This is a genomic window from Mycoplasma sp. P36-A1 (assembly GCF_049478495.1).
In the GTDB taxonomy this organism is placed as follows: Bacteria; Bacillota_I; Bacilli_A; order JAJDGJ01; family JAJDGJ01; genus P36-A1.
Genome location: NZ_CP168083.1, coordinates 1,197,554 through 1,221,173 on the forward strand (window position 1 = coordinate 1,197,554; position 23,620 = coordinate 1,221,173).

Consider the following 23,620-nt stretch of genomic DNA (forward strand, 5'->3'; position numbering starts at 1 on the left):
TCCTAACTAATAAATTTTCGATGTGAGTTCTTCACATTCGTTTGGTTGACCATTGCATAATTCATGGTCGTATCAATTTTTACATGCCCTAACAAATGTTGAACTTGCTCTATGGGCATTCCTTTATCTATCGCTCTTGTAGCCAATGTTCTTCTAAACTTATGAGGATGAATTTTATTCAAGTCTGCTTTTTTCCCAATATCTCGAAGTCTTGTCTCGACTCCACCAATCATCAATCGATTGAAAGGATTGGCTAAGGTAACAAACAGTGCTGGGTTATCATCTACACGACTTTCAAGATAATTAAGCAGGTGAATCTTCGTCCTTGCATCAAAATAAACCATACGCTCACTACCACCTTTTCCTAAGACGACACACTCTCTTTCAAAAAAATTGATAACTTCTCTGTTTAGTCCAACCAGCTCACCAACTCGCATCCCTGTTGAAGCAAGTAAATCTATCATCGCTAGGTCTCGAATTTCATCACTTGCATCACGTAGTAATTCAAGTCCTTCGTCAGAGATTGTTTCTTTGATAGGTTTATCTGTTTTTATTTTATGAATCCTTCTTACAGGACTTTTCAAAATATAATCTTCATCTTCCAACCAACCAAAGAAACTACTAAATATTCTTCGCATATTATCAATTGTCACCTTGCTAGAATTTCTCTTTTTCTGATAGTCTGCAAGGTATCCTCGCAAATTATCTGTCGTAATATCTCTAATAGGCTGATTCACTTGTTCAATCATTCTGTGAACTATCATTTCGTAATACTTCAAAGATTTTTCTGAACATCCCTCTACTCGCTTTGCTGAAATAAAGATTTCAAGCATTTTCTGATTATCAATTTCATCTTGTCCTGATGTCGCTGCCATTGTCACTTCGAATGAATGAAAGCTATTAGTCAGAACTCTTTTTAATTCCTCCATCTGCGATTGTGTCAGGCAACTTGCCATCTCCATTTGAATTTTTGTAATTAATTTATCTTTCATACTTCCCTACCTCGTTTCTTCTAAATTCTAGCAAGAATCGGAGGTAGGAAGAAGATAAATCATCATTTAGAGCAGATGATATTTCTAAATTTCAGCAACTATTTTGTAGATAAATCCTTTCGGCAATCAAGATTAGGTGATGAATGCATCATTTCTCTTGGAGGAACTCCTAGTCGCTCAAAACCAGAATATTGGAGCGGAACAATTCCATGGATAAATTCTGGTGAAATAAACAAGTTCCGAATTATTGAGCCAACAGAAAAAATCTCCGAACTGGGACTTGCAAAATCTTCCACAAAACTGTTGCCTGCACATACTACTGTATTAGCCATAACTGGGGCTACACTTGGACAAGTTAGCTTATTAGAAATAGCAAGTTGCACCAATCAATCGGTTGTTGGCGTACAGGGGAGCAAAAAGATTCCTTACACCTATATTTATCCATTTATTATCGAACGTATTCATCAGTTAATTGCAAAACAAACTGGTGGAGCCCAACAACATATCAACAAAGGCAACGTTGAAGAACTAGAGCTTCCGATATACGATTCTGAAGTAATTGAAGAGTACAATAAATTAGTCAATCCATTATTTAATGCAATTAGTAATAACTGTTTTGAGATTGAACGTCTGGTTGAATTACGTGATACATTATTGCCAAAACTCATGTCTGGCGAGCTATCAGTAACTGACTAAGCCGCTAAATGATGATTTATCTTTTTGTTTTCATCAATTCTATTATCTAAAGCAGTTAAAGTACTAGCAATCTCTCTTTGACTTTCAATACTCAAATCTGGCACTTGATATTGCATAATGGCAGATTTATCACCACGAGGCATTTTCGTGCCTTTCGATGTCGCTGTATCGTACTCAAAGAATGCATCATCAGACAAAACATAATAAAGAAATTTCGAATCAACATCTTTATTTGCACGAATCACAAGAACATCATTTGAACAACCACCTTCATTTTCTGCATACCAAATTTTTTTAAAATAAGGTCGGATATTGGAAATTGAACTGACACCCGTCAAGTAGACAGTGTAAATAATTAAATTCTTAACATTGCAATATAGCTTAAACACAAGTTGTTTGAGTTATATTGTTTTTTCTATCTATATTTTCCCAGTATTTAACCACTTTAGGATTTGGAACGATTGGATAAGTTACAACCACTAAATTATTTTTAATCTGATCTAAAGCTTCATTTCTAACTTCTATTGGTGTTTTATAGTTAAATCTAGGTTGTAATCTTATATTATTATAGAAGTATATGTGTTCAATAATATAATCTTTTAACTCAGATATACTATTTGCTTTATTGTAATCTACCATTTCAGTTTTTAGTATTGCCCAGAATTTCTCGATTGGACCATTATCTATACACCTTCCAACTCGTGACATACTTTGTACCATGTTTTGATCTTCCAACATTCTTTTAAATGCTTTTGATGTGAACTGATAACCTCTATCGCTATGAAACATAGCTTTAGAATTAGGGTTATTATTTATTGCTTCTCTATATGCATCGAATACTAATATATTATCGTTTCTTTCGGATATTTGATATCCAACTATTGTATTATCAAACAAATCTATAATAGCTGCCAAATATAGTTTTAATCCTGTTGATGATATTTTAAACTCAGTAACATCACAACACCATTTTTCATTTGGTAAATTAGTGCTAAAATCTCTGTTCATAATATTTTGTGCAACTACTTCAGGAGTACTTCTAATATATTTTGGTTTAGAGCTCTTTCTAATTTTTGCCTGAAGGTTTGATATTTTCATAATACGATATATTCTTTTAGGATTATAATTTGCGCAAAATTCTCTATTAACCATTGCACACATTATTCTATAACCAAATATATATTTATATTCCTCTTGTTTTTGCTTAATAAACTTATAGATTTCTATATTTTCTATATCTTGCTTTGATTCTGATCTTTTTAACCATTTGTAATAACTACTTCTATTTAGTTTTAATATTTTACAAGTAAATTTAATACTAATTCCTTCACTATAAAATGCCTTTACTAATTCATATTCTATTTCATTTTTCGGCGTGAAAGTAACACGCTCCTTTCTTTCTCTTCTAGCTTTTTTAGAATTTTATTCTCTAGTTCTTTCAATTCCAATTCTCTTTTTAGTCTTGAATTATCACGCTGAAGTAGTTCAATTTCATCTAATTCACTATCATCTTTCTTGCGACCACGATTATCTTTTAAACCATCAACTCCATCCTTTAAATATTTTCTAGTCCAATTGTAAACGTTAGAATAACTAGTTTTATACTTACTAGCAGTATCGATATAATTTAAGCTATTTTCAATACAATATTTTGCAATAGCTAACTTTTGATCATAAGTATATTTATTATTGTCTTTCATATAGACACCATTACTTTCTAAAGGCTTATGAGCCTTTGTTTCTATATGATTATTATACTTATTAATCCAAGATTGTAAAATACTGATTGAGCTTATATTATATTTACCGATGATATCATTTAAAGAACCTAATCCATTAATATAATCATTAATTGCATAATTTTTCAAATCAGTTGAATAAGACTTATTAAATTTATTGGTTATCAATGCTTGTTCACCATTGCTTATATATTTATTTAACCATCTTCTTATAGTGGATTCATTTACAGTTAATCTATACGCAGCATTACTAACTGATTCGACCCCACCAACTATGTCTAATACAGTTTTCATCTTTATCTCAAAACTGAATTTAGCTTTTCTTCCCATAATAAAACACCTCCAAAATATTTAGTGTAATTTGTTTTTTTACACTGTCCACTTTAGAGGTATCATATCACATAAGAACATCACCTTTTTTATACGAAGTAGTGGTTTTCCCCATTGGTAGCTTATTGGCCTCAATTACTCCACCTTTGTTTGGCATCATATTCTCTGTGGAAATATAATTATCCAAGTTTAAACTTGCAACCTCAACTCTCCCATTCATGTAATTACTCGTTTCCGAGAGCATTTTATATTTCAAATCCAATCGCCCCCAATCGTTCTTTTATCTCTGTTTCCAATTCATGTGAACGAACAAACATCTCTGCTAATTCTGATGTCAAGCGTTCCATTTTCTCCTCAAATGGTTCTCCATCATCTTCTTGCTCTTCAAGCCCTACATAACGGCCTGGAGTTAAAACATAATCTTGCTTTGCAATGTCTGCTATTCCAACCACAGCGCAGAAACCTTTGATATCTTCTAGTTCTCCATTTTGAAAGGACTCAAAAGTATCGGCAATCTTTTTAATTTCCTCGTTATTTAAATCACGGTGCTTACGGTCAATCAGTTCTCCCATTTTACGAGCATCAATAAATACTGTCTTCCCAGATTGTTTTTTATCACGAGAAATAAACCATAAACAAGCTGGAATCGTAACACTATAAAAGAGATTTGATGGTAAAGCCACAATACCTTCAATTAAGTCTGCTTCAATAATTTTCTTACGGATTTCCCCTTCTCCACCTGTCGAAGTCGAAAGGGAACCGTTGGCTAATACCAATCCTATCTTTCCTCCCGGTGCCAAGTGAGAAATCATGTGTTGAATCCAGGCATAGTTGGCATTTCCCTTTGGTGGTGTTCCATAAGCCCAACGTCTATCATCTTCGAGAGATTGATCCCACCAATCAGAAATATTGAATGGAGGATTTGCCATAATGTAATCTGCCTTCAAAGTTGGATGCAAATCATTTAAAAATGTATTCGCCTGATAAGGACCAAAATCTGCCTCAAGTCCACGAATAGCCATGTTCATTTTGGCCATTTTCCATGTATCTGGATTAGACTCTTCTCCATAAATTGAGAGATCATTAATATTTCCACTATGTTCTTTGATAAATTTGGCAGATTGTACGAACATGCCACCAGAACCACATGCAGGATCGTATACTCTGCCCTTATAAGGTTTCAATATCTCAACGATTGTCTTAACAATAGAAGTTGGCGTGTAGAACTCGCCTCCCCCTTTTCCTTCTTGAGTTGCAAATTGTTCGATGAAATATTCATAGGCACGTCCAAGCAAATCTTTTTCTTCATTTTCATCATGCATGTTAATATTTGTGAAAATATCAACCACATTCCCAAGCACTCTTTTATCGAGGTCAGGGTTCGCATATATAATAGGAAGGACATTCTTCAATGTTTTGTTTTCTTTTTCAATAGCACGCATCGCATTATCAAGCACAATTCCAATTTCTGGTGTAAATGCTTTTTCTGCAATTAATTTCCAACGTGCATCTTCTGGAACAAAGAAGACATTTTTTTCTAGATAAGCATCACGATCTTCTTCATCTCCATATCCTTCTTCGATTAACTCTTGATGACGATACTCAAAAGCATCTGATACGTATTTCAAAAAGATTAATCCTACCACTACTTTTCGATACTCTGAGGATGACACATGATTTCTCATTGCATCTGCTGCTGCCCACAACTCTTTTTCAAAACCGATTTTTGCATTTGTTTGTTTTGCCATTTTTACTACTCTCCTACTCTATGATATTTATCAGATGTGATTTCAAAAGCCTCTGTTATAGGTAATGATTGATAAAATGCTCTCTTTATATTATATTCCTTTAAACGTAACATCTCTAATTCTTTTTCTATCTCTTCTATGCCCTGCTTGTACTCTAACTTAGATTTCGTTTGTTCTTCAAGAGTGAGCCTAGGAATCGGGAGCTCTCTCAAATCCTGAAGACTAATTTGGCGAATGGTAGTTCCTCTAGAAATTCGCTCTAAAAGTACTTTAGCCATTGGACTTTCCAAATAAATTTTTAACCACTCTGAGTCGCAGTCTTTATGTGTTCTAATCCTAATTAAGTTAGCATTGAAAAGTAATGACTCATCATCAATATCTACATATCCAACTTTATTTGTTGTACCACGTATACTAAGAAGCAAGTCTCCTTTAAAAACACTATAGTCATCAATATTTTTTATATCTGATGAAACGCTGACTAATTCATCATAATTAATACCTTTCTCTGTGATATCAGAGATTCTGATGACTTGATATTTTCCATTTTCATCTTCTGATGAGCGAGTGTTATTAAATCCTCTACTTAAAGTGGCAACATCAGTTAACTTTATTGTTTCAATATTTTCTAGTCTATTGAAGTTAGCTTTTATTTCTAGTCCATCAAATTGATAGCTGTCTTGCACCACATAGGAATCTACAGTAAGATCTCCATTGCGAATTTCTTTTAATGAAACCAATGAAGAAAATCCTTTAATCGAATCTTTACTTTCAAAGACTGCCATGATTTTACCTATTAGTTCACTCGGTAATATGCGTTCTCGTCTATTTATAACTGTAACCATTTCTTCGGACACTTTTATAAATTGAACTTGCTCCCTCACATTATCTTTTTTATTTGTGTTCAAGACTAAAATTGCCGTTGGAATCATTGTGTTATTAAATATCCCATTAGGTAATGAAATGACAGCTTCAATGAAATCAAAGTTTAGGATGGATTGGCGAATAATTCTATCTGGTCCACTTCTAAATAACGCTCCATTCGGCACGACAATAACTGCTCGTCCTCCATCAGTTTTGATAGCTGACAAAGCATTACTAACAAAAGCCCAATCTCCTACAGACTTAGATAACGGACCAAACTTAAAGCGGTCGTCATTTGACAAATCACTTTCTATCCTCAGACCGAAGGGCGGAACTTGAATAACTTTATCAAATTTTCCATAATGAAGATACTCAGGTTTTTTTAAGGTATCGCCTATTAATATTTCTGATTCTTGTGCTCCATTCACAATCAAATTAATAGCAGCAAATACTCCAACCTCTTCATTTATTTCTTGCCCAACTAATATCGATGGATGGTATTGAATGGCTTCAATAAGAGTACCTGCCGAACCAACTGTCGCATCCAAAACACTATCCCCTTGTTCTATCTCAGCCAAGGCTACAATTAACGTGTTCAAACTTGAAGAATTAACAGTGTTTGAATTGTTTATTCCTTGATTTCTCATCACATCAAAACCTGCGTCAATCAACATCTTTGAACTGCATTCATTTAATAATTTTAAAGTTTCACGATATTTACCGTCTGGAAGTCTTGTGATAACTTCGTCTACCCTTTTAAGAAACCCAGTTACATTCGGAATATGTTTTTCTTGAATTAAGTCTTGCTCTAAGTGGCCATTAAATGATTCTTTATTTTGAAGCATCAGATTTTTTATTACATCTTTGTTCTTATATTTAAGATATGCACTTGCTATTAAAATAAAAGGCATATCATAAGGTGTCATACTCCCACGCCACTCATTGGCAATTTTCCATTCTATTTCGTTTGTCATGTAATCCTCCGTTCTACTTATACTTAGTATTGTTTGTACTAAGTATTTGTGATTAAAAAAATATTGGTATTTTCTTGTCTATAAAATCTAATACAATTTCTAACTTGATACCAGTATATCATAATATATTCAGGATGTCAAACATGAATTGATTATATTATTAATTAGTATTGTCTATACTATATATAAATGCTATTAAAACATTCTTTTTGTAGCGGGGAAAATCAGACTCAAAAGGGGGTAAAAACACACCTACCACAGCAAATCTAGTCAAATCAACTTTCTCTATGAAAAAATGCAAAATAAAAAAGAGTCCCAAAAATCCAACTCCCTACAAAGTCCTTGAAATCAAGGCAGTTATTCAATTTTCCATTGTATCAATTAAGCTACTTTCATTTCCCCCACATAGGTACTGATAATAATATTTGTGTCATCTTTCTTGTAGTGTCAACCTACCCAAAAAGTAATCTGGTAGTGTCAACCCCACAAAATTCAAATCAGTTGATATGTTTCTGAACAAACAAAAATCGAGACTTCAAGTATGATTTTCATCTCTCCTAAAATCTCGATTTTCTTTAAAACCCCTTGAAATAAAGGCTTTTCAACTATGTTTCTACTTCTTCCTAGTAAGCAACGCCACTGTCTCTACATGTACTGTTTGTGGGAATAAATCAATTGGGAATACTTCATTAAATGCATAACCAGCTTCTTTAAATTTTTCTAAATCTCTTACTAGTGTTGCAGGATTACAACTTATATAAGCTATTTTATCTGGATTAATATTTATTACTGAATTCACAAAGTCTGGATCTAATCCTTTTCTTGGTGGATCTACAACAATTACATTTGGTTTTACTTCTAATGAGTCTATTACTTCTTCTACTAGTCCACATTTAAAACTTACATTGTTTATATTATTTAGTTTCGCATTTTCATTTGCTACATCTACTGCTTCTTGAATAACTTCTATTCCTATTACTTGTTTTGCTTTGTCTGCTAAACTTAATGATATTGTTCCTATTCCACTATATGCATCTACAACTATTTCTTCACCTGTTAGTTGTAATAAGTCGATAGCTTTAGTATATAACTTTTCGGCTTGTGGTGTATTTACTTGTAAAAATGATTGTGGTGTCACAATAAATTTTTTGTTTAGTATTTCTTCTTTATATGAGTCTGTACCAAATAATGTTTTTGATTCATTTCCAAATATTGCAGATGATTTTTTATTATTAATATTTTGAATAATACTTACTGTATTAGGAAATTTTTCAGTTATTGCAGGTATTATTTTAGAAGTTGGGAATAAACTTTTTGATCTTGTTACAATAATAATCATTTGTTCATTAGTTTTTTCACTTTTTCTTACTATTATATGTCTTATATTTCCTGTATGTCTTTTTTCATTATATGGTTTTTCACCAAATTCCATTAATATATCTCTTACTTTTGAGACTGTTTCATCTATACCTTCTAAATTAATCTTAAAATCATCTACTGGTAATACTTGATGAGATTTATTTGAGAAAACTCCTGTTACCATTTTACCATTTTCATCTCTTACTGGTACTTGTGTTTTATTACGATAATGCCATTCTTTAGCAGAACCATCTGTTTTGTTTATTCTTACATCATTAATTGTTTTGCTTTTTGCAAATATATCTTTTATTATTTTTGTTTTAAATGCTAATTGTTTATCATATCTTAAATGTTGTAAAGGAATAGTACTATCTAATAGCTTATTTTCAACTTTTACTCTATCTTTTGATATAACATCTAAACTTATTACATCTGCTAATGCATATCTTTTTTCTACTTTAGTAATTCTTATTAATGCTTCTTCATTTACTAAAGCTCCTTTAACAAATATTGCTAGACCATTATGCTTTGCTACTCCTAATCCTTCAAATGTTAAATCTATTATATCTACTTTAATTTTTTCATTTTTTCTTAATGTGTTATTTTCCATCTAAATACCTCTTTCTTTTTAGCTTATGTTATTCGATTATTTCTTGTACTCTGCCTACAATTCCACTTTCTAACATGACCTTAATACCACGTGGATGTTGCGCTGAATTTGTAAGTAGTCTTTTAACAACACCTTCTGTTAGTTTACCTGTTCTTTGATCTTGTTTTTGAACTACTCTTACACTACTACCTATTGTTATGTCTTTTCTAATAGTATTTTTCATATTATTATCCTTTTTTCATAGTAATTTTTATTTATTTTTACTTGGGCGAGGTTTTTTCTCACCTTTAGTTTTAAATTTCTTATTTCTATCTGATGAATTAGTTTTATCATCTTTTCTTTTATATCTTTTATTACTGCTAAGACTTACTTTTTCATCACTTGTTTTGTTGCGTTTTTTCTTATCAGTAATTTTTCTTTTTATTTCTTTTCTAGCTTCTTTATTTCTTTCATCTTTAGCAACTGCTTTTTTATCATTCTTATCTATTTTATATGCCTTTTTAACCTTAGGTTTATCATTTTTATGACTAGGTTTTCTTCTAGGTGTATTATTAGGTTTCTTTTTAGCTTTAGGCGTAAAGTCTTCCATTGGATATTCTTCATTATCTATTACATCTATTTGTTTCTTAATTACTTTTTCAATGTCTTTAAGTAATGGCTTATCTTGAAAACTACATAATGATATCGCAAAACCTTCTTTACCTGCACGTCCAGATCTTCCAATTCGATGTACATATGTTTCTGGTACTTCTGGTAAATCAAAGTTGATTACATATTTAAGTTCGTTTATATCAATTCCTCTAGCTGCAATATCTGTTGCAACTAATGCATCTAATTGATAATTTTTAAACTTATCTAATGCTCTAACTCTTGCATTTTGAGATTTGTTTCCATGTATTGCTTCTACTTTAAATTTTCTTTTTGCTAAATCTTTTTCTACTTTATTAGCACCATGTTTTGTTCTTGTAAATATTAAGAATGGTGAACTTGGATGTTCATTTAATATTTTGTTTAAAACATTTATTTTATTATTATTGTCTACATAGATTATTGATTGATCTATAGTATCTACTGTTGATGAAACAGGTGTAACTGATACTTCTACTGGATTGTTTAATAATTTATCAGTTATTCCTCTTATTTCTTTTGGCATTGTTGCTGAAAATAACATAGTTTGTTTCTTTTTAGGTAATTTTGCCATGACTTTTTTTATATCATTTATAAAGCCCATGTCTAACATTCTATCAGCTTCATCTAATATAAATATTTCAATATCATTTAATTTTACATAACCTTGATTCATTAAATCCATCAATCTTCCAGGTGTTGCGATTAATATTTCAACACCTTTTTTTAAAGCTGTTACTTGTCTACCTTGTTTCACACCACCAAAAATAACAGTTGATTTTAATGGCAAGTATTTACCATAAGTTGACATACTTTCTTGTATTTGGATTGCTAATTCTCTTGTTGGTGTTAATATTAAGGCTTTTAATTTTCTTTTATCAAAATTAATATCTTGATTTGCTAAAATTTGTAATGTTGGTACTGAAAAGGCAGCTGTTTTACCTGTTCCTGTTTGTGCCAAACCTAGTATATCTCTTTTCTCAAGAGCACTTGGTATTGTTTTTTCTTGTATTGGTGTTGGCTTTTCATAATGTTCTTCTGCTAGTACTTTTAGTATAGGCGCACTAATCCCAAGTTGTTCAAATTTCATAGAGTTTCCTTATCTTTTACTTGTATTTTATTCTACTTTTATTTAGTATAAATAGTTTACTCACAATAAAATACTCTTGTAACAAATAGGTTTTTTGTTATTATCTCTAATATATAGATAGTTAAATATTTATATCTAACTGTAATTTTGTATTGTAAGTAAGTGATCATGTGTTTTTATTAAACATAAAAACAAGGTTTTATCAAGATTCTTTACTTGATGCAACCTATTAGTTGTTTAGATATTTAAGTATTATTACTTTATTATCTATAATCATGTCTTTCTTATTTATTGTATGTATTGAAATAACTTCAATATTATACAATTTATATTATAGCACAAATGGTAAACTATGTTTATTATTATTTTAATATTACACATAAAACGTATAATATATTATTATATTTATTAGTAAATACACTAAAGTAATGCTTATAGCACTTTATATTTATAAATAAAATAAAAATGAAGCGATATAAATCACTCCATCAATAATTTTATTAATGCTATTCTATATAGCTAACTTGTAATTTATTTATATATTTTACTAGTTTTATCTTTTGAAATAATTTTATAAGCCGTATACTGAAAGATTACTAATCCTAAAAATAATATACTAGATATTAAATACCAATTACTTACTCCAATAATATCAGCTACATTACCTGATATTAATAAACCAATTGGCATTACTATTATAGTAATAGTACTTAAATTAGCATATATTCTACCTAAATATTCTTTATTAACATTTTTTGCAATCATTGTTACTACTGAGGTATTTATAATAGGAGCACCCATACCAAGTAGTAGACACACTACTATAAAAATATAAAATTGATCTACATTCAAGAAATAACTTATAAATAAAGAAATACTTATTAGTATTGTAGCAATACTTAAGTTTCTTAGTAATATTCTAAATATTTTTAACTTTGTCACTACTATAGCTCCTAGTAACATCCCTATACCATAACTTGCTTGAACAATTGCAATACCTGATTCATCTTTTAAAAATTGTTGATTAATAAGTAATGGAAATAATGATGTAATTGGCATGTATAGGATTGTAAAACATAATCCATTTATAAAGATTACTTTTAATACTTTGTTGTTTTTTACTATACTTAATCCTTGTTTCATACTGTCTATGTATGATTCTTTTTTAAAGTGCTCATGTACTACATTAGGTATGTCACTTATTTTTATCATACTTATTGCTATAATGGCTCCTAGTATATCAAAAGCTATAATGAAGTTGATATTAGCTACTGCTAATAAAAAAGATGCTATCATTGGACTTATAATATTTGATGTTGAGTTAATCATATTAACATAGCTGTTATATTTTAATAGTTTCTCTGTTGGTACTATTAATGGAACACTCGCTTGTAAGGCTGGTTCATGAAAAGCGGTTCCTATAGATCTTAACATTAAAAAAATTAGTATCATTGGAATGCTTAGTGTGTAAATATTAGATAAGATTAGTAATAATAAACTCATAATTGCTACAAACATATCAGCATATATCATTATGTTTTTACGATTGTATTTATCAACTACACTTCCAGCATATATACCAATAATACCTTGTGGTAAAAAGGCAGCTAAGGTTGCTAATGAGACATATAATCCTGATTTTGTTTGTAATGTTATATACCATATTAAAGCAAACTGAACTACTGAGCTTGATACGATTGAAAAAGCTTGTCCACTATATACTTTAATGAATGTTTTTTTGAAATTTTGCATGTTATCACTCCTTTTTATATTATAAATTATTATTTTATTTATAGCTACTAATCTTTTTTTATTTAAGATTGTTTATTTATAGTTATTGTTCTATTAAAACGTATTTTAGCTATCTCTAGTGTAAATAATTATGCTATTATTATTTTAAGAGGTGATGATAATGAGTGAAGTTTTATATAAGTTAAAGTATGCTAGAAAAAGAGATATTTATCCTATAATAGATTTAATAAAACATCGAATTGATTGGATGGATGAAGTTGGAATTGATCAATGGAATAAGAGTGGTTATTTAGCTAAATATACTTATAGTTATTTTGAAGATTTAGTAGATGATAAGTTACTTTATGTTTTAAAAGATGAAGCTAATGTTATATGGGGAGCTATGACTCTATTAGAGTTAGATGCACGTTGGCCTGGTTACAGTGATGCTTTATTTGTTCATAATCTAGTTACCAAAAAAGAATTAAAAAATGGTGGTAAGATGTTACTTAACTATGCTTTGAATGAAGCTGTTACTAAACATAAATCATATATTAGGTTAGATGCAATTGTTGGTAATGATAAATTAAATAGTTATTATCATGATTTAGGATTTGAATATATTGATACTGTAGTAGATGGTAACTACAAAGGTAATCTTTTAGCTAAAAAAGTTATCAAATAGACACAAGTTAGATGTGTCTTTTTTGTTAGAATAAAAGATGTATTTTATAAATAGAGGTGAAATTATGAATAGTATTGATATTAGTATATTTAGAGCAATTAATGGTTTAGCAAAGTCTTTATCTTTTTTAAACCCAATAATGATTTTTATAGCTGAGTTTCTTCCATTTTTAATAGCTGGATTGATGCTTGCTAAATGGTTTGTTAATGATAATAAAATAAGAACAAGAAAAATGTTGATTTGTGCATTTGTTTCTTTTGCGATTGCAATGGTTATTTGTAAGTTATGTGGTGTCTTTATTGATCATCCACAACCATTTGTATCTTTAGAAAATGTTAATAAACTTATACACAAAACACCTGGGAATTCTTTTCCAAGTGACCATACTTCTTTATTCTTTGCAACTTTATATACCTTTTTTATGTTTAGTAAAAGCAAATACAAATTCTTATATGTTTTACTAGCAATCTTAGGTGGTATTTCTAGAATTTGGGTTGGTGTCCATTATCCTATTGATGTGATAGTAGCTGCAGTAATTGGAACTATGTGTGCCATTGTTGTTGTTAATACCCTGGGTAAAAGTAAATTATTAAATGATACTGTAATTAAGATTAATAAATTTGGAGCAAATTTATTAGCAAGTAATAAATAAGTTTATTTTAAGGTGAGTATACTCACCTTTTTTTGTGCTCAAATCTTTATTTAGTTTTAAATTAAAAAATGCTATCAGCAATGATAGCATTAGTAACTTATCTTTTTAATATAAGTATTTATTTTATTTCGATATCCTAACTTTTCATAAAGTTTTATTGCTTCTTCATTTCTAGTATAGACATTTAGTTCTACATAGTCTAATTTATTATCATACGCCCAATTGTAGCAATATTCTATTAGATGTGTTGCTATACCTTGATTACGATAATCTTTACTTACATATAAATCTGTTAAGTAGGCATAACGATATTTCTTCATCATACTTAAGCGTATTGATCTTTCTGTTTGTATTAAGACAAAACCAATTGCTTTATTATTTTCTCTTGCTATTATTATAGCACAATCATCATTATTAATTATTAGTTCTAAGAAAGCTTTACTTTGTTGTGCTTGTTTAAAAAAATCTGGTTCTATTTCTACATGAACATTTATTAATTCATCATATAATTTTATTAAAGTATCTACATCACTATATACTGCTTTAGTATATTTAATCATCCATTTCATCCCCTGTTATTAGTTTAATATAATATATATTATAACTAGTAAAGGTAACTTTTTCAAATCATTAATTCACACTATACTTTACATTTAGTTAACTTTAAGATCTTTTATCTTTTAGCTTTCTTTTTCTTTGATTTGCTTTTCTTATTTACTTTCTTATTTTTTAGCTTATTTTTCTGGATAATAGCTTTCAATTTATTTATCGCTGTTGGTTGTTTGACTACTGTTATTTCTTTTAGATTTTCTTTCTTAACATTATCAACAAATGTGTTATTTGCAGTTGTTGGTAACAAACTGCTTAATTCAAATCCTGTATTAATATTTGAATATATAGAACAAACAACAAATAATTCTTTCTTAACAAATGTTTTTTTCTTTACAATTCCTTGTGATGCAGGTATATGGTGATGCCCATGAATTGCACCAATAATATTATATTCTTCAAATAGTTTAAGAATTCTTTCATCACTACAATTGTTTTCTTTTTTATATGCTTTTGCTGATGGATTCAAATTGCTTAATTCATTAAATAATGGTGCATGTGAAACAATAACTGTTGGTATATTTTGATCAACTAGCAATCGTTTTAATGTATTAAAAATAAAGTCTTGCAATTGTTTTTTTCTTTCTTTTAATACAATTGGAATAGTAAGACCAATGTATCGTATTCCCTGATAGTCAAAACTTTCATTGTTTAATACTTTTATTTTGCTAAAGCGTGTTTCAATGTCTTGTTTTACAACTTCATAAAAATGATTGTCTCCAACAGGCAATAAATACCAATATGATTCAGGGTCTAAAACAAAAGTATTAAACCAGGAAAACTTTTTAAATTCTAAATATTTTTTTTCATCTTTTAATGAATTATTTAAAACGGCATCTTTTATATCATGATTTCCCATAACATAGATTCCTTTAATATCATTATCTATAATTTTATTTTCAGAAATATCACCTACTAGAATATTAAAATTTTTATTTTTTATTGCTAGTTCACTACCATTATTATGAATATCTGAGATAACATTAATTAAATTGTCATTACTTGTTGGTAAAACATTATCGAAATATTTTTCAAGTTTTGAAGGATCAACACTATGAGCATGATAACTTTTCCTTACTTGTGATAGTTCTTCTTTTAAGTTGGATTTAAGCAGTATCTGTGTATGATTTACTGAATTATGTTTTGAAATTATAGGTGTTAAAATATTTATAACATTAGTTGGTAATTGCACAGTATCATCTTGAGGCTGTTCTAAATATATTATTTGATTATTATTAACTATATTTAGATATTTAGTTTTATGATTTATTAAATCTTTTTCAAGCAACTTAACTTTTTTACCATTTGTTCTTATTGGTAATTGGTTTGTAATTGGTATTATAAATTTAATATATTCCATAATATATGCAGAGATACCTGTTTTTTTATTTTCTTCATATAAAAATTTACCAGGTAAATTTGCTGAAAGTGGACCTGTATCATCATGCTGCATCATTCTACCTAATATTTGAATTTCAAATGCTGGATCTTTAAATATCTTATTGAAATAACTTGTAACATCTTTTGATTTTGGCATTACTTTTTTATTAGTTTTTTGCACTAAAGCTGCAGCAATATATTTTCTAATATTGTCTTCATGTTTTTTTAGATATTGTCTAGTCTTATCTGGATTCTTTATATAGTTAATGGCAGCTTTTTGCATATAATTTCTAGAGGTGTCATAAGGAATAGTTGAAAATATAATATCCTTTTTACCTTTAACAATAAATTCATTATTATTTTTGTTATACACAATTTCAAAGTATTGGCTTTGACAGAAGGTCTTATTGACACTTCTTCTTTTATTTTGGGGTATTAATTCAAAAAATTCTTCTAAGATACTTTTAGTCATATCTTGATTATTAATATTATTTAGACTTAACTCAGCTTTATAGATATTACTTTCTGCTGCTTTATTGGCATTCATTTTTATTCTCCTCACTTAATTTTAAAACAATAGATTGCCATTTGTTTATAGTTTTTTATATTATTTATTATAGTATTTATTAGTAAATATATGTGTTTTATTTATAATTGTGAAATTTTGTAATAACTTTACATAATAAAAGCTACATAATCATTTAGTTGATAATGTAGCTTTTAAACTATTCTTTTACTATATCTCTTTTAACATATATTTTTAAGGCAATTAAGAATATTGCAATACTTATACATAGATATAACAGCACAAGTGTTATATTAAGTGGTTCTATTGGATAATCTGGTAATAAATATAATATTGAAAAGTTAGCAATATAGTCTGGAATATTTAAAAATCCTTTAAAATATCTTATGAAAAAGCAAAATCCTAAATAAAGCCAGATCAATGATGATCTATGGATAAATGCAGAATACAAAAAGGTTGCTATTGATATTAATACATAAATAAAAGGTATGTGTATTAAGGCTGCTTTTAGTACTTCAACGACATTTATTCCTTCACTTGTTACAAGATTTATCATAAATGATAATGATAATACTCCACATAAGTAGGTTATTGTTGTAAATAACAAGGCAATTAGAAAGTATGATAGTAAATATCTATTTCTTGATACTTTTCTTGAGTAGATGTTTTCAATATAGCTATTCAATTCTTCGGTTTTTATTTTATAGATTATTAGGATTCCTTGAATACTAGCTACTATAGCCATGATTGATACTAGTAGTGTAGCAAATTGTATTAATATTGATTCACTACTATTAAAGGATAGAAAACTATTTAGTGCTGGATTATCTTGAAAGAATACATCTACTTCATTAAAGAAATAACCATACATGATTCCTATAGCTACTAAAACATATAGCCAAACTATTATTAGCCATTTACATTGATATATAATGGTTGTTGGCAATGTGTTTAACATGATGTTATTCTTAGCTTTTGATGCTTTTAATGTTATTACACCAGCTTTAAGATCTCTTTTATTGTAAAGCATTATAGCAACTATAATGAATACAAGTGCAAATAGAAAATTTAAGAATATTCCAAAGTAATTATTATCTAAATATGCTTTACCTATTATGGACCATGTTAATGGAAATATTGATGATATTTTATCATTAAAGACATCACTAAATCCTCTAAGAATATAAATACTAAAAAGAATTATTAATGAAATACCACTTGTTATTTTAGCTGACTCAAACAATTGATTTACTGCTAATGTTATCATTGCAAATAAAACAAAGGTGCTTGCAACACTTATAGCATAATTAAAATCTCCACCTAAAGTATTTGATGTAATGCTACTTATATTTATTGCCAATACAGTTGTTGTTGTTAATAATACAAAAACTATTAAAACTTCAATTATTACTGCTGTTATAATACTATATCTTCCTAATACATTTGCAAGTAGTAAATCATGTTTTCCTTTTTCTTCACTATCTCGCATATTTCTATTAACTAAAAAGATTGACATCATAGCTGTTATTAAACTCATAAAAATTGTCATGGACCCAGAAAACAGTTGAGCTGTTGTAGTCACTCCTTGACTTATTGCTCCTAACATAGCTTTGTATAATGGATTTTCCATTAACAAGACAAAGCTTGAAATATAAGCTGGTTCATTGAAAATACTTTGATATAAATTACAAACTACTAAATTTGCGATTGCTAAACCTATTACCCAAAAAAAGATAAAAAAGCGATCATTATAAAGCATTTGTTTTAAGATAATACTAAAATTATGAATTTTACTATTCATATATTTCACCACTTTGATAATGATTTAAAAATAAATCTTCTAATGATGTTGGCATTATTTCAATAGAAGTTAAGTTATATTTAGCTATAATATTTAAATATTTGTTTACTTCTTTATTATCAACTTCAAAACTATATCTAAAACCATCTTTATCAAAGTTACTAGTATTCTTAAATTCATATATATCTATTGGATCTCTAGATTCAATTTTAAAAACAGATTTAGTTAAGTATCTTAAATCTGAAAGTGAGCCATCATCTACTATTTTTCCTTTATTAATAATAATTACGCGATCACAAACTTTTTCTACTTCACTTAAAATATGTGAAGATAATAAGACACTTTTACCTTCTTGTTTTAATTTTTCTAATTCGTCTTGAAATTTTCTTTCCATTAATGGATCTAATCCTGATGTTGGTTCATCTAAAATAAAGATACTTGCACTTGATGCAAAAGCAGCAATTAAAGCAACTTTTTGACGATTCCCTTTAGAGTAGTCCTTGCAACGTTTATTGATATCTAATTCAAATATCTTTATTAAATTGTCTCTTTTTTTAGTATCTATTGGCCCTTGTATTTTAAGTAACATATCTATTACTTCTATACCTTTCATATTGGGCCATAAATTAACATCACCAGGCACATATGCAATATCTTTATGTATTTCTAAATTATGATTCCAAACATCATAATCATTTATTTTAGCACTGCCTGAACTTGCTTTTATTAGTCCTAATAAAATGTTTAGTGTTGTTGATTTTCCTGCTCCATTAGGTCCAATAAAACCTACTATTTCACCCTTTTCAATATCAAAAGAGACATTGTTTAAGGCTTGTACTTTTCCAAAAAATTTACTTAAATTATTTACATTGATAACCTTCATAATGTAATCCCCCTTATTAAACAATTGTTTTAATATAATTTAGTAAAGCTTTATTATTAATAAAACATGTATCAGCATGTGTATTTAATTTTTCATACTGTTTTTTTGAATGAGTATTATCATAAATACCAATTGTTTTTATATTTGTATTTTGACATGCTTTTACTACTTTGTAATTATCATCTATCAAATATATATATTTATCATTTAAATTAGCTTTATTAATAAACTCTTTATATAAATGCTCATTATTTTTACTTAGTCCAAAATCTTTTTCACTATAGACAGCTTCAAAATAATGTTCTAAATTTAAGTGTTTTAATGCTTTATTTAAATACTGTGTCTCAGTAGCACTTAATATTATCATTGGTATTTGTTTTTGTTTTAGATATTCTAGTATTTCTATCATATCTGGTTTTAATGTTACTTTATTACTATAAAAATCATTCATTTTATTTCTTAAATCTAATTCTATTGCTTCATTACTTATGTGAGGTAAGTATTTAGTATTTAACCATTTACATACTGCTTTAGTAGTAGTATCATCTAATCCATCATATAAATAATTAATTTGATATGCTATTGCCTTTTCATTTAGATAATCACTTACTAAATTATTCCAAAATGGCATAGAATCGACTATTGTCCCATCAAAGTCGAAAACAAAAACAAGATTATTATTCATATTTTATTCCTCTTTTTCACTTAGTTGCATAGCTCCAGTTAAGGTAGTATACATTGGACTCTTTCCAACTATAAAATTAACATCATGTAGTATTCCAACATCTTTTGCAATATCATATACCTGTTCTAAATTAGCAAGTGAACCTGTAATTACTATGTTGTTTTGTTGATATTGCTTTGCATACAAAGCTGCCATTATACAAACATTTTGCACAACCATTTTTATACAGCCAATCATAATATCAAAATCATTAACAAACTCTTCACTTGCATTACCAAGATTAGATGCTGTTATTAACATATTACTACCATCATTTTTTGTATAATCTTTTTTTATCATACGATCACTTTTATTAACTTCACCTTGCACTGCATAATTAATAATATCTTTAAATCTAGTTGTATTAAACATTCGATCTCCAATACCTATGATAGTTCCACCACCTAAAGCACTTCCACCTATATGTTCTACCACATTATTATGACAATTTACAAAGGCTGTTCCTGTTCCTATACTAACTACTATACAATCATTTAAACTAGAAACCACCTGTGCTCCATAACCTATTGCTTGTATTTCATCAACAAATATTGGTCTAGTATTTAAGACTTTATCTATTCTATTTTGCCCAATTCCCGTAATGATTACTTGTTCTACTATATATTCAACTTTAGATTTATTTAATAAACCTATTAGATATTCATCTAATAAAGTTATATCACATTTATCATTATCAACTAACTTTCTTATTAATATTTCTTTTTTATTATTAGTAATGATAATTTTAATGCTACTTAAGCCTAAATCTAAACCTATTTTTATATTTTCCATTATGTTCTTTCCTTTATCTAAGATATCATAATTATATCATTATCTTTTAATATCTTCTATCTAGATTACCTACTATCTTAAATAATTATTGATATTATTTATATATTAGTTAACATTTATTTAATAATGTGAAAAAAATGACTACAATTTAGCTAAATTGTAGTCATTTTTGTTATTTTGCAAGTAAATCTTTTATTTCTGCTTCAAGTTTTTCTGGTACATATCCAGGAGCATAACGATCTACTACATTTCCTTGTTTATCAATTAAGAATTTACCAAAGTTCCATTTGATATCTTCTTTTGCATTTCCTAATGTTAATGGTTTAGTTGTAATATCTAACAGTTTAGATTTTGCATCTGTTTTATCAACTGGTTGTTCTTCTTTCAACCATTTATATAGTGGGATTGCAGTATCTCCATTTACATCAATTTTTGAAAATCTTGGAAAGGTTGTGTTATATGTTAATGTACAAAACTCTTGTATTTCTTCATCAGTACCTGGTGCTTGATGTAAGAATTGATTAGAAGGAAAATCAAGAATTTCAAACCCTTCTTTGTTAAGCTCTTGATACATTTTTTCTAAAGCTTCATATTGTGGAGTTAAACCACAACCAGTTGCGGTATTTACAACAAGTAATACTTTATTCTCATATTTTTTTAGTGATACTTCATTTCCTTTGTTGTCTTTTACTGTGAAATCATAGATGTTCATTTTGATTCTCCTTTTTATTTTTTATTTTATAATTCAAATTGTTTTGCAAAAGCTTGAGCTTCTTTTAAATCTTGTTGATTTGGTCTTCCTTTATGGAAAAAGCTAAATTGTCCTTTGCAATGAAATTGTTTTTCACTTACTTTAAAGTTTGCATTTTCTAATATTTTTTTCATTTGTGGATATGCGGAACTTTTTATTGCTGAAGTTGAGAAAATCACAACTTTTTTTACTAATTTTGGATCAGTATTTTTAATAAATTCTTTTATTTTATCATCAATACCATTAGCATAGATAGCTTCTCCTAAGAATAAATAGTCTACTGACTCTTTAATTGGTTGATAGATATCTTCTGCTTCTACTTGTAATTCACTTGCTATTGCTTTAGCTATTTTTTGAGTATTTCCACCTCTTGAATAGTATCTTACTGCATATTTCATTTTTAATCACCCTTCTTTATGAATAATCCAAGTCTACATTTATTATCGTTGAAAATCCTTGATAGGCATTGGTAATTATATTGTTTGCTTCTTTTTTAAACTTATTAAAATCTTGTATGGTAAAATCGACTACTATATCTAATCTTATTAAGTTATTTTCTTTTTCATAATTAAAGTTATGAATATTAATTACTCCTGGTATTTCTTTCATCATTTTTCGTATATTCTCTCTTACTTCAATAATTTCTTGATCATAAGTATTTACAGAATACAATCCAAAAGTGAAATAAATTTGATAATTATTATAGATTTCTTTTTGTGCTAAGTCCATGGCTCTATATGCTTGTTCTACTGTTGCAACATCTGGTATTTCAACATTTATTGAACCTAGTCTTGTAGTTGGACCATAGTTATGTATTATTAAATCATAACCTCCTAGTATTGGTTCAAACTTATTAACATCTTTTCTTATTTTATCAGCAAGTTGTTTATCTGGTCTTTTCCCAATTATGCTACTAAAAGTATCTTTTAATAAATCAATTCCCGTATACATAATAAATAAGGCAAGAATTATTCCTATATAACCATCTAAATATAAACCAGTAAAGTGTGATATTAAAGCTCCTACAACCGTTAATATTGTAGCTAATACATCCATTCTAGCATCCATTCCTGAAGCTATTAATGAATCAGATTCGGTTTTTTTACCAACACTTATTACATATTTAGATAATAAGTATTTACCAACTATGGTTATGGCAATTATTATAAATTGTATTGAAGCATAGTTGGTTATACTTGGATTAAATATTCTAGAAAAACTTTCTTTTAAAAATTCTAATCCTGTTAATAAGATTATAACTGAAATAATCATTCCTGAGATATATTCTATTCTTCCATATCCTAATGGATGTTTAAAATCTGGTGCTTTTTGTGATAATTTTAAACCAACAATAGTTATTACTGAGCTTAAAGCATCACTTAAATTATTAACTGCATCAGAGATTATAGAAATAGAGTTAGATGCTAGTCCTACTATTAGTTTGATTGCAGCAAATAAGACATTGGCTAGTATACCAATTATACTTGCTTCTTTTATTAAATTGCTCCTTGATATTATTTGATTTGGATTATTTTTAAGTTTATTATCCAAGTAATTATCAAACAATTTAATCACCACTACTTTCTTTATCTTCTGCTTTATTTATAATTGATAGCAATTGATATGAGGTATCATATAGTAATTGAGCATTTACTTCATCTAAATTTAAACATGAAGCAATATGTAATGGTATGTCTTTAGCATCTTCTTGTAATAGATCTCCATCTGGTGTAATAGTAACAATAACACTTCTTTTATCTTTTTTATCTGTTGTTAATTGAATATAGTTTTTTGCTTCTAATTTTTTTAATAGTGGTGTTAATGTACCTGTATCTAAATATAATTTACTACCTAATTTTTTAACACTAATATGTTTATGTTCCCATAAAACCATCATTGTTATATATTGAGTATATGTTAGGTTTAATTTTTTTAGATATGGTGAATATAATCTAACTACTTCTTTTGATAATGCATATAAAGGAAAACATAATTGATTATCTAATTTCAATTGTTTATACTTCATACTTACAACCTCCTTTTACATTGTGTACAAT

Annotated in this window: 24 protein-coding genes; 3 read left to right on the forward strand and 21 right to left on the reverse strand. The window is 28.2% G+C overall.

Annotated elements, in window-relative coordinates:
- Positions 1-2: 2 nt before the first annotated feature.
- A complete protein-coding gene (gene xerA / locus ACD762_RS05750) occupies positions 3-992 on the reverse strand; it encodes a site-specific tyrosine recombinase/integron integrase (RefSeq protein ID WP_423363040.1) in 990 nt (329 codons plus the stop codon).
- Positions 993-1,067: 75 nt separating this feature from the next.
- Between xerA and ACD762_RS05755 the strand changes: the two genes are divergently transcribed.
- Positions 1,068-1,688: a restriction endonuclease subunit S gene (locus ACD762_RS05755; protein ID WP_423363041.1), complete on the forward strand. Its 621-nt coding sequence runs from the start codon at positions 1,068-1,070 to the stop codon at positions 1,686-1,688.
- Here ACD762_RS05755 and ACD762_RS05760 read toward each other — a convergent pair.
- The 10 genes from ACD762_RS05760 to ACD762_RS05805 all read right to left on the reverse strand — a co-directional run bounded on the left by ACD762_RS05760 (position 1,685) and on the right by ACD762_RS05805 (position 12,781).
- Positions 1,685-2,077 (reverse strand): restriction endonuclease subunit S, encoded by a 393-nt coding sequence (locus ACD762_RS05760; RefSeq protein WP_423363042.1) that lies wholly within the window; start codon positions 2,075-2,077, stop codon positions 1,685-1,687. The genes ACD762_RS05755 and ACD762_RS05760 overlap by 4 nt on opposite strands.
- Entirely contained in the window at positions 2,070-3,050 is a 981-nt protein-coding gene (locus ACD762_RS05765) for an IS3 family transposase (protein WP_423364714.1), read from the reverse strand. The genes ACD762_RS05760 and ACD762_RS05765 overlap by 8 nt, the downstream gene beginning before the upstream one ends.
- Positions 3,047-3,757, reverse strand: a complete 711-nt coding sequence (locus ACD762_RS05770; RefSeq protein WP_423363043.1) for a helix-turn-helix domain-containing protein — start codon at positions 3,755-3,757, stop codon at positions 3,047-3,049. The genes ACD762_RS05765 and ACD762_RS05770 overlap by 4 nt, the downstream gene beginning before the upstream one ends.
- On the reverse strand, positions 3,741-4,013 hold the full coding sequence (locus ACD762_RS05775; protein ID WP_423363044.1) for a hypothetical protein: 273 nt from the start codon (positions 4,011-4,013) through the stop codon (positions 3,741-3,743). Before ACD762_RS05775 ends, ACD762_RS05770 begins: the two co-directional genes overlap by 17 nt.
- Positions 4,003-5,505 carry a type I restriction-modification system subunit M gene (locus tag ACD762_RS05780; RefSeq protein ID WP_423363045.1) on the reverse strand — a complete coding sequence of 501 codons (1,503 nt, stop codon included), beginning with the start codon at positions 5,503-5,505 and terminating at the stop codon, positions 4,003-4,005. Before ACD762_RS05780 ends, ACD762_RS05775 begins: the two co-directional genes overlap by 11 nt.
- Positions 5,506-5,510: 5 nt before the next feature.
- Complete coding sequence (locus ACD762_RS05785; RefSeq protein WP_423363046.1) at positions 5,511-7,343, reverse strand: N-6 DNA methylase; 1,833 nt, start codon at positions 7,341-7,343, stop codon at positions 5,511-5,513.
- 613 nt (positions 7,344-7,956) lie between these two features.
- Positions 7,957-9,312, reverse strand: coding sequence for a 23S rRNA (uracil(1939)-C(5))-methyltransferase RlmD (gene rlmD / locus ACD762_RS05790; RefSeq protein ID WP_423363047.1), 1,356 nt, complete (start codon positions 9,310-9,312; stop codon positions 7,957-7,959).
- Between the two features lie 28 nt (positions 9,313-9,340).
- Positions 9,341-9,535 carry a YwbE family protein gene (locus ACD762_RS05795; RefSeq protein ID WP_423363048.1) on the reverse strand — a complete coding sequence of 65 codons (195 nt, stop codon included), beginning with the start codon at positions 9,533-9,535 and terminating at the stop codon, positions 9,341-9,343.
- A gap of 27 nt (positions 9,536-9,562) precedes the next feature.
- Positions 9,563-11,029: a DEAD/DEAH box helicase gene (locus ACD762_RS05800; RefSeq protein WP_423363049.1), complete on the reverse strand. Its 1,467-nt coding sequence runs from the start codon at positions 11,027-11,029 to the stop codon at positions 9,563-9,565.
- A 531-nt stretch (positions 11,030-11,560) separates the two neighbouring features.
- Positions 11,561-12,781 carry an MFS transporter gene (locus ACD762_RS05805; RefSeq protein ID WP_423363050.1) on the reverse strand — a complete coding sequence of 407 codons (1,221 nt, stop codon included), beginning with the start codon at positions 12,779-12,781 and terminating at the stop codon, positions 11,561-11,563.
- A gap of 160 nt (positions 12,782-12,941) precedes the next feature.
- Here ACD762_RS05805 and ACD762_RS05810 point away from each other — a divergent pair, with 160 nt between their 5' ends.
- Positions 12,942-13,445, forward strand: a complete 504-nt coding sequence (locus ACD762_RS05810; RefSeq protein ID WP_423363051.1) for a hypothetical protein — start codon at positions 12,942-12,944, stop codon at positions 13,443-13,445.
- Positions 13,446-13,509: 64 nt separating this feature from the next.
- A complete protein-coding gene (locus ACD762_RS05815; protein WP_423363052.1) occupies positions 13,510-14,097 on the forward strand; it encodes an undecaprenyl-diphosphatase in 588 nt (195 codons plus the stop codon).
- A gap of 89 nt (positions 14,098-14,186) precedes the next feature.
- Here ACD762_RS05815 and ACD762_RS05820 read toward each other — a convergent pair whose 3' ends face one another.
- From ACD762_RS05820 to ACD762_RS05865, 10 genes are all read right to left on the reverse strand, one after another.
- Entirely contained in the window at positions 14,187-14,657 is a 471-nt protein-coding gene (locus ACD762_RS05820) for a GNAT family N-acetyltransferase (RefSeq protein ID WP_423363053.1), read from the reverse strand.
- 113 nt (positions 14,658-14,770) lie between these two features.
- Complete coding sequence (locus ACD762_RS05825) at positions 14,771-16,633, reverse strand: metallophosphoesterase (RefSeq protein ID WP_423363054.1); 1,863 nt, start codon at positions 16,631-16,633, stop codon at positions 14,771-14,773.
- Positions 16,634-16,811: 178 nt separating this feature from the next.
- Positions 16,812-18,413 carry an ABC transporter permease gene (locus ACD762_RS05830; protein WP_423363055.1) on the reverse strand — a complete coding sequence of 534 codons (1,602 nt, stop codon included), beginning with the start codon at positions 18,411-18,413 and terminating at the stop codon, positions 16,812-16,814.
- Complete coding sequence (locus tag ACD762_RS05835; RefSeq protein WP_423363056.1) at positions 18,406-19,296, reverse strand: ATP-binding cassette domain-containing protein; 891 nt, start codon at positions 19,294-19,296, stop codon at positions 18,406-18,408. Before ACD762_RS05835 ends, ACD762_RS05830 begins: the two co-directional genes overlap by 8 nt.
- Positions 19,297-19,312: 16 nt before the next feature.
- Positions 19,313-19,981 carry an HAD family hydrolase gene (locus tag ACD762_RS05840; protein ID WP_423363057.1) on the reverse strand — a complete coding sequence of 223 codons (669 nt, stop codon included), beginning with the start codon at positions 19,979-19,981 and terminating at the stop codon, positions 19,313-19,315.
- Between the two features lie 3 nt (positions 19,982-19,984).
- Positions 19,985-20,812, reverse strand: a complete 828-nt coding sequence (locus tag ACD762_RS05845; RefSeq protein ID WP_423363058.1) for a hypothetical protein — start codon at positions 20,810-20,812, stop codon at positions 19,985-19,987.
- A 172-nt stretch (positions 20,813-20,984) separates the two neighbouring features.
- Positions 20,985-21,524: a glutathione peroxidase gene (locus ACD762_RS05850; RefSeq protein WP_423363059.1), complete on the reverse strand. Its 540-nt coding sequence runs from the start codon at positions 21,522-21,524 to the stop codon at positions 20,985-20,987.
- A 26-nt stretch (positions 21,525-21,550) separates the two neighbouring features.
- Positions 21,551-21,961, reverse strand: coding sequence for a flavodoxin domain-containing protein (locus ACD762_RS05855; protein WP_423363060.1), 411 nt, complete (start codon positions 21,959-21,961; stop codon positions 21,551-21,553).
- A 16-nt stretch (positions 21,962-21,977) separates the two neighbouring features.
- On the reverse strand, positions 21,978-23,129 hold the full coding sequence (locus tag ACD762_RS05860; RefSeq protein ID WP_423363061.1) for a cation diffusion facilitator family transporter: 1,152 nt from the start codon (positions 23,127-23,129) through the stop codon (positions 21,978-21,980).
- A gap of 1 nt (position 23,130) precedes the next feature.
- Positions 23,131-23,589, reverse strand: a complete 459-nt coding sequence (locus ACD762_RS05865) for a MarR family winged helix-turn-helix transcriptional regulator (RefSeq protein ID WP_423363062.1) — start codon at positions 23,587-23,589, stop codon at positions 23,131-23,133.
- Between the last annotated feature and the right edge of the window lie 31 nt (positions 23,590-23,620).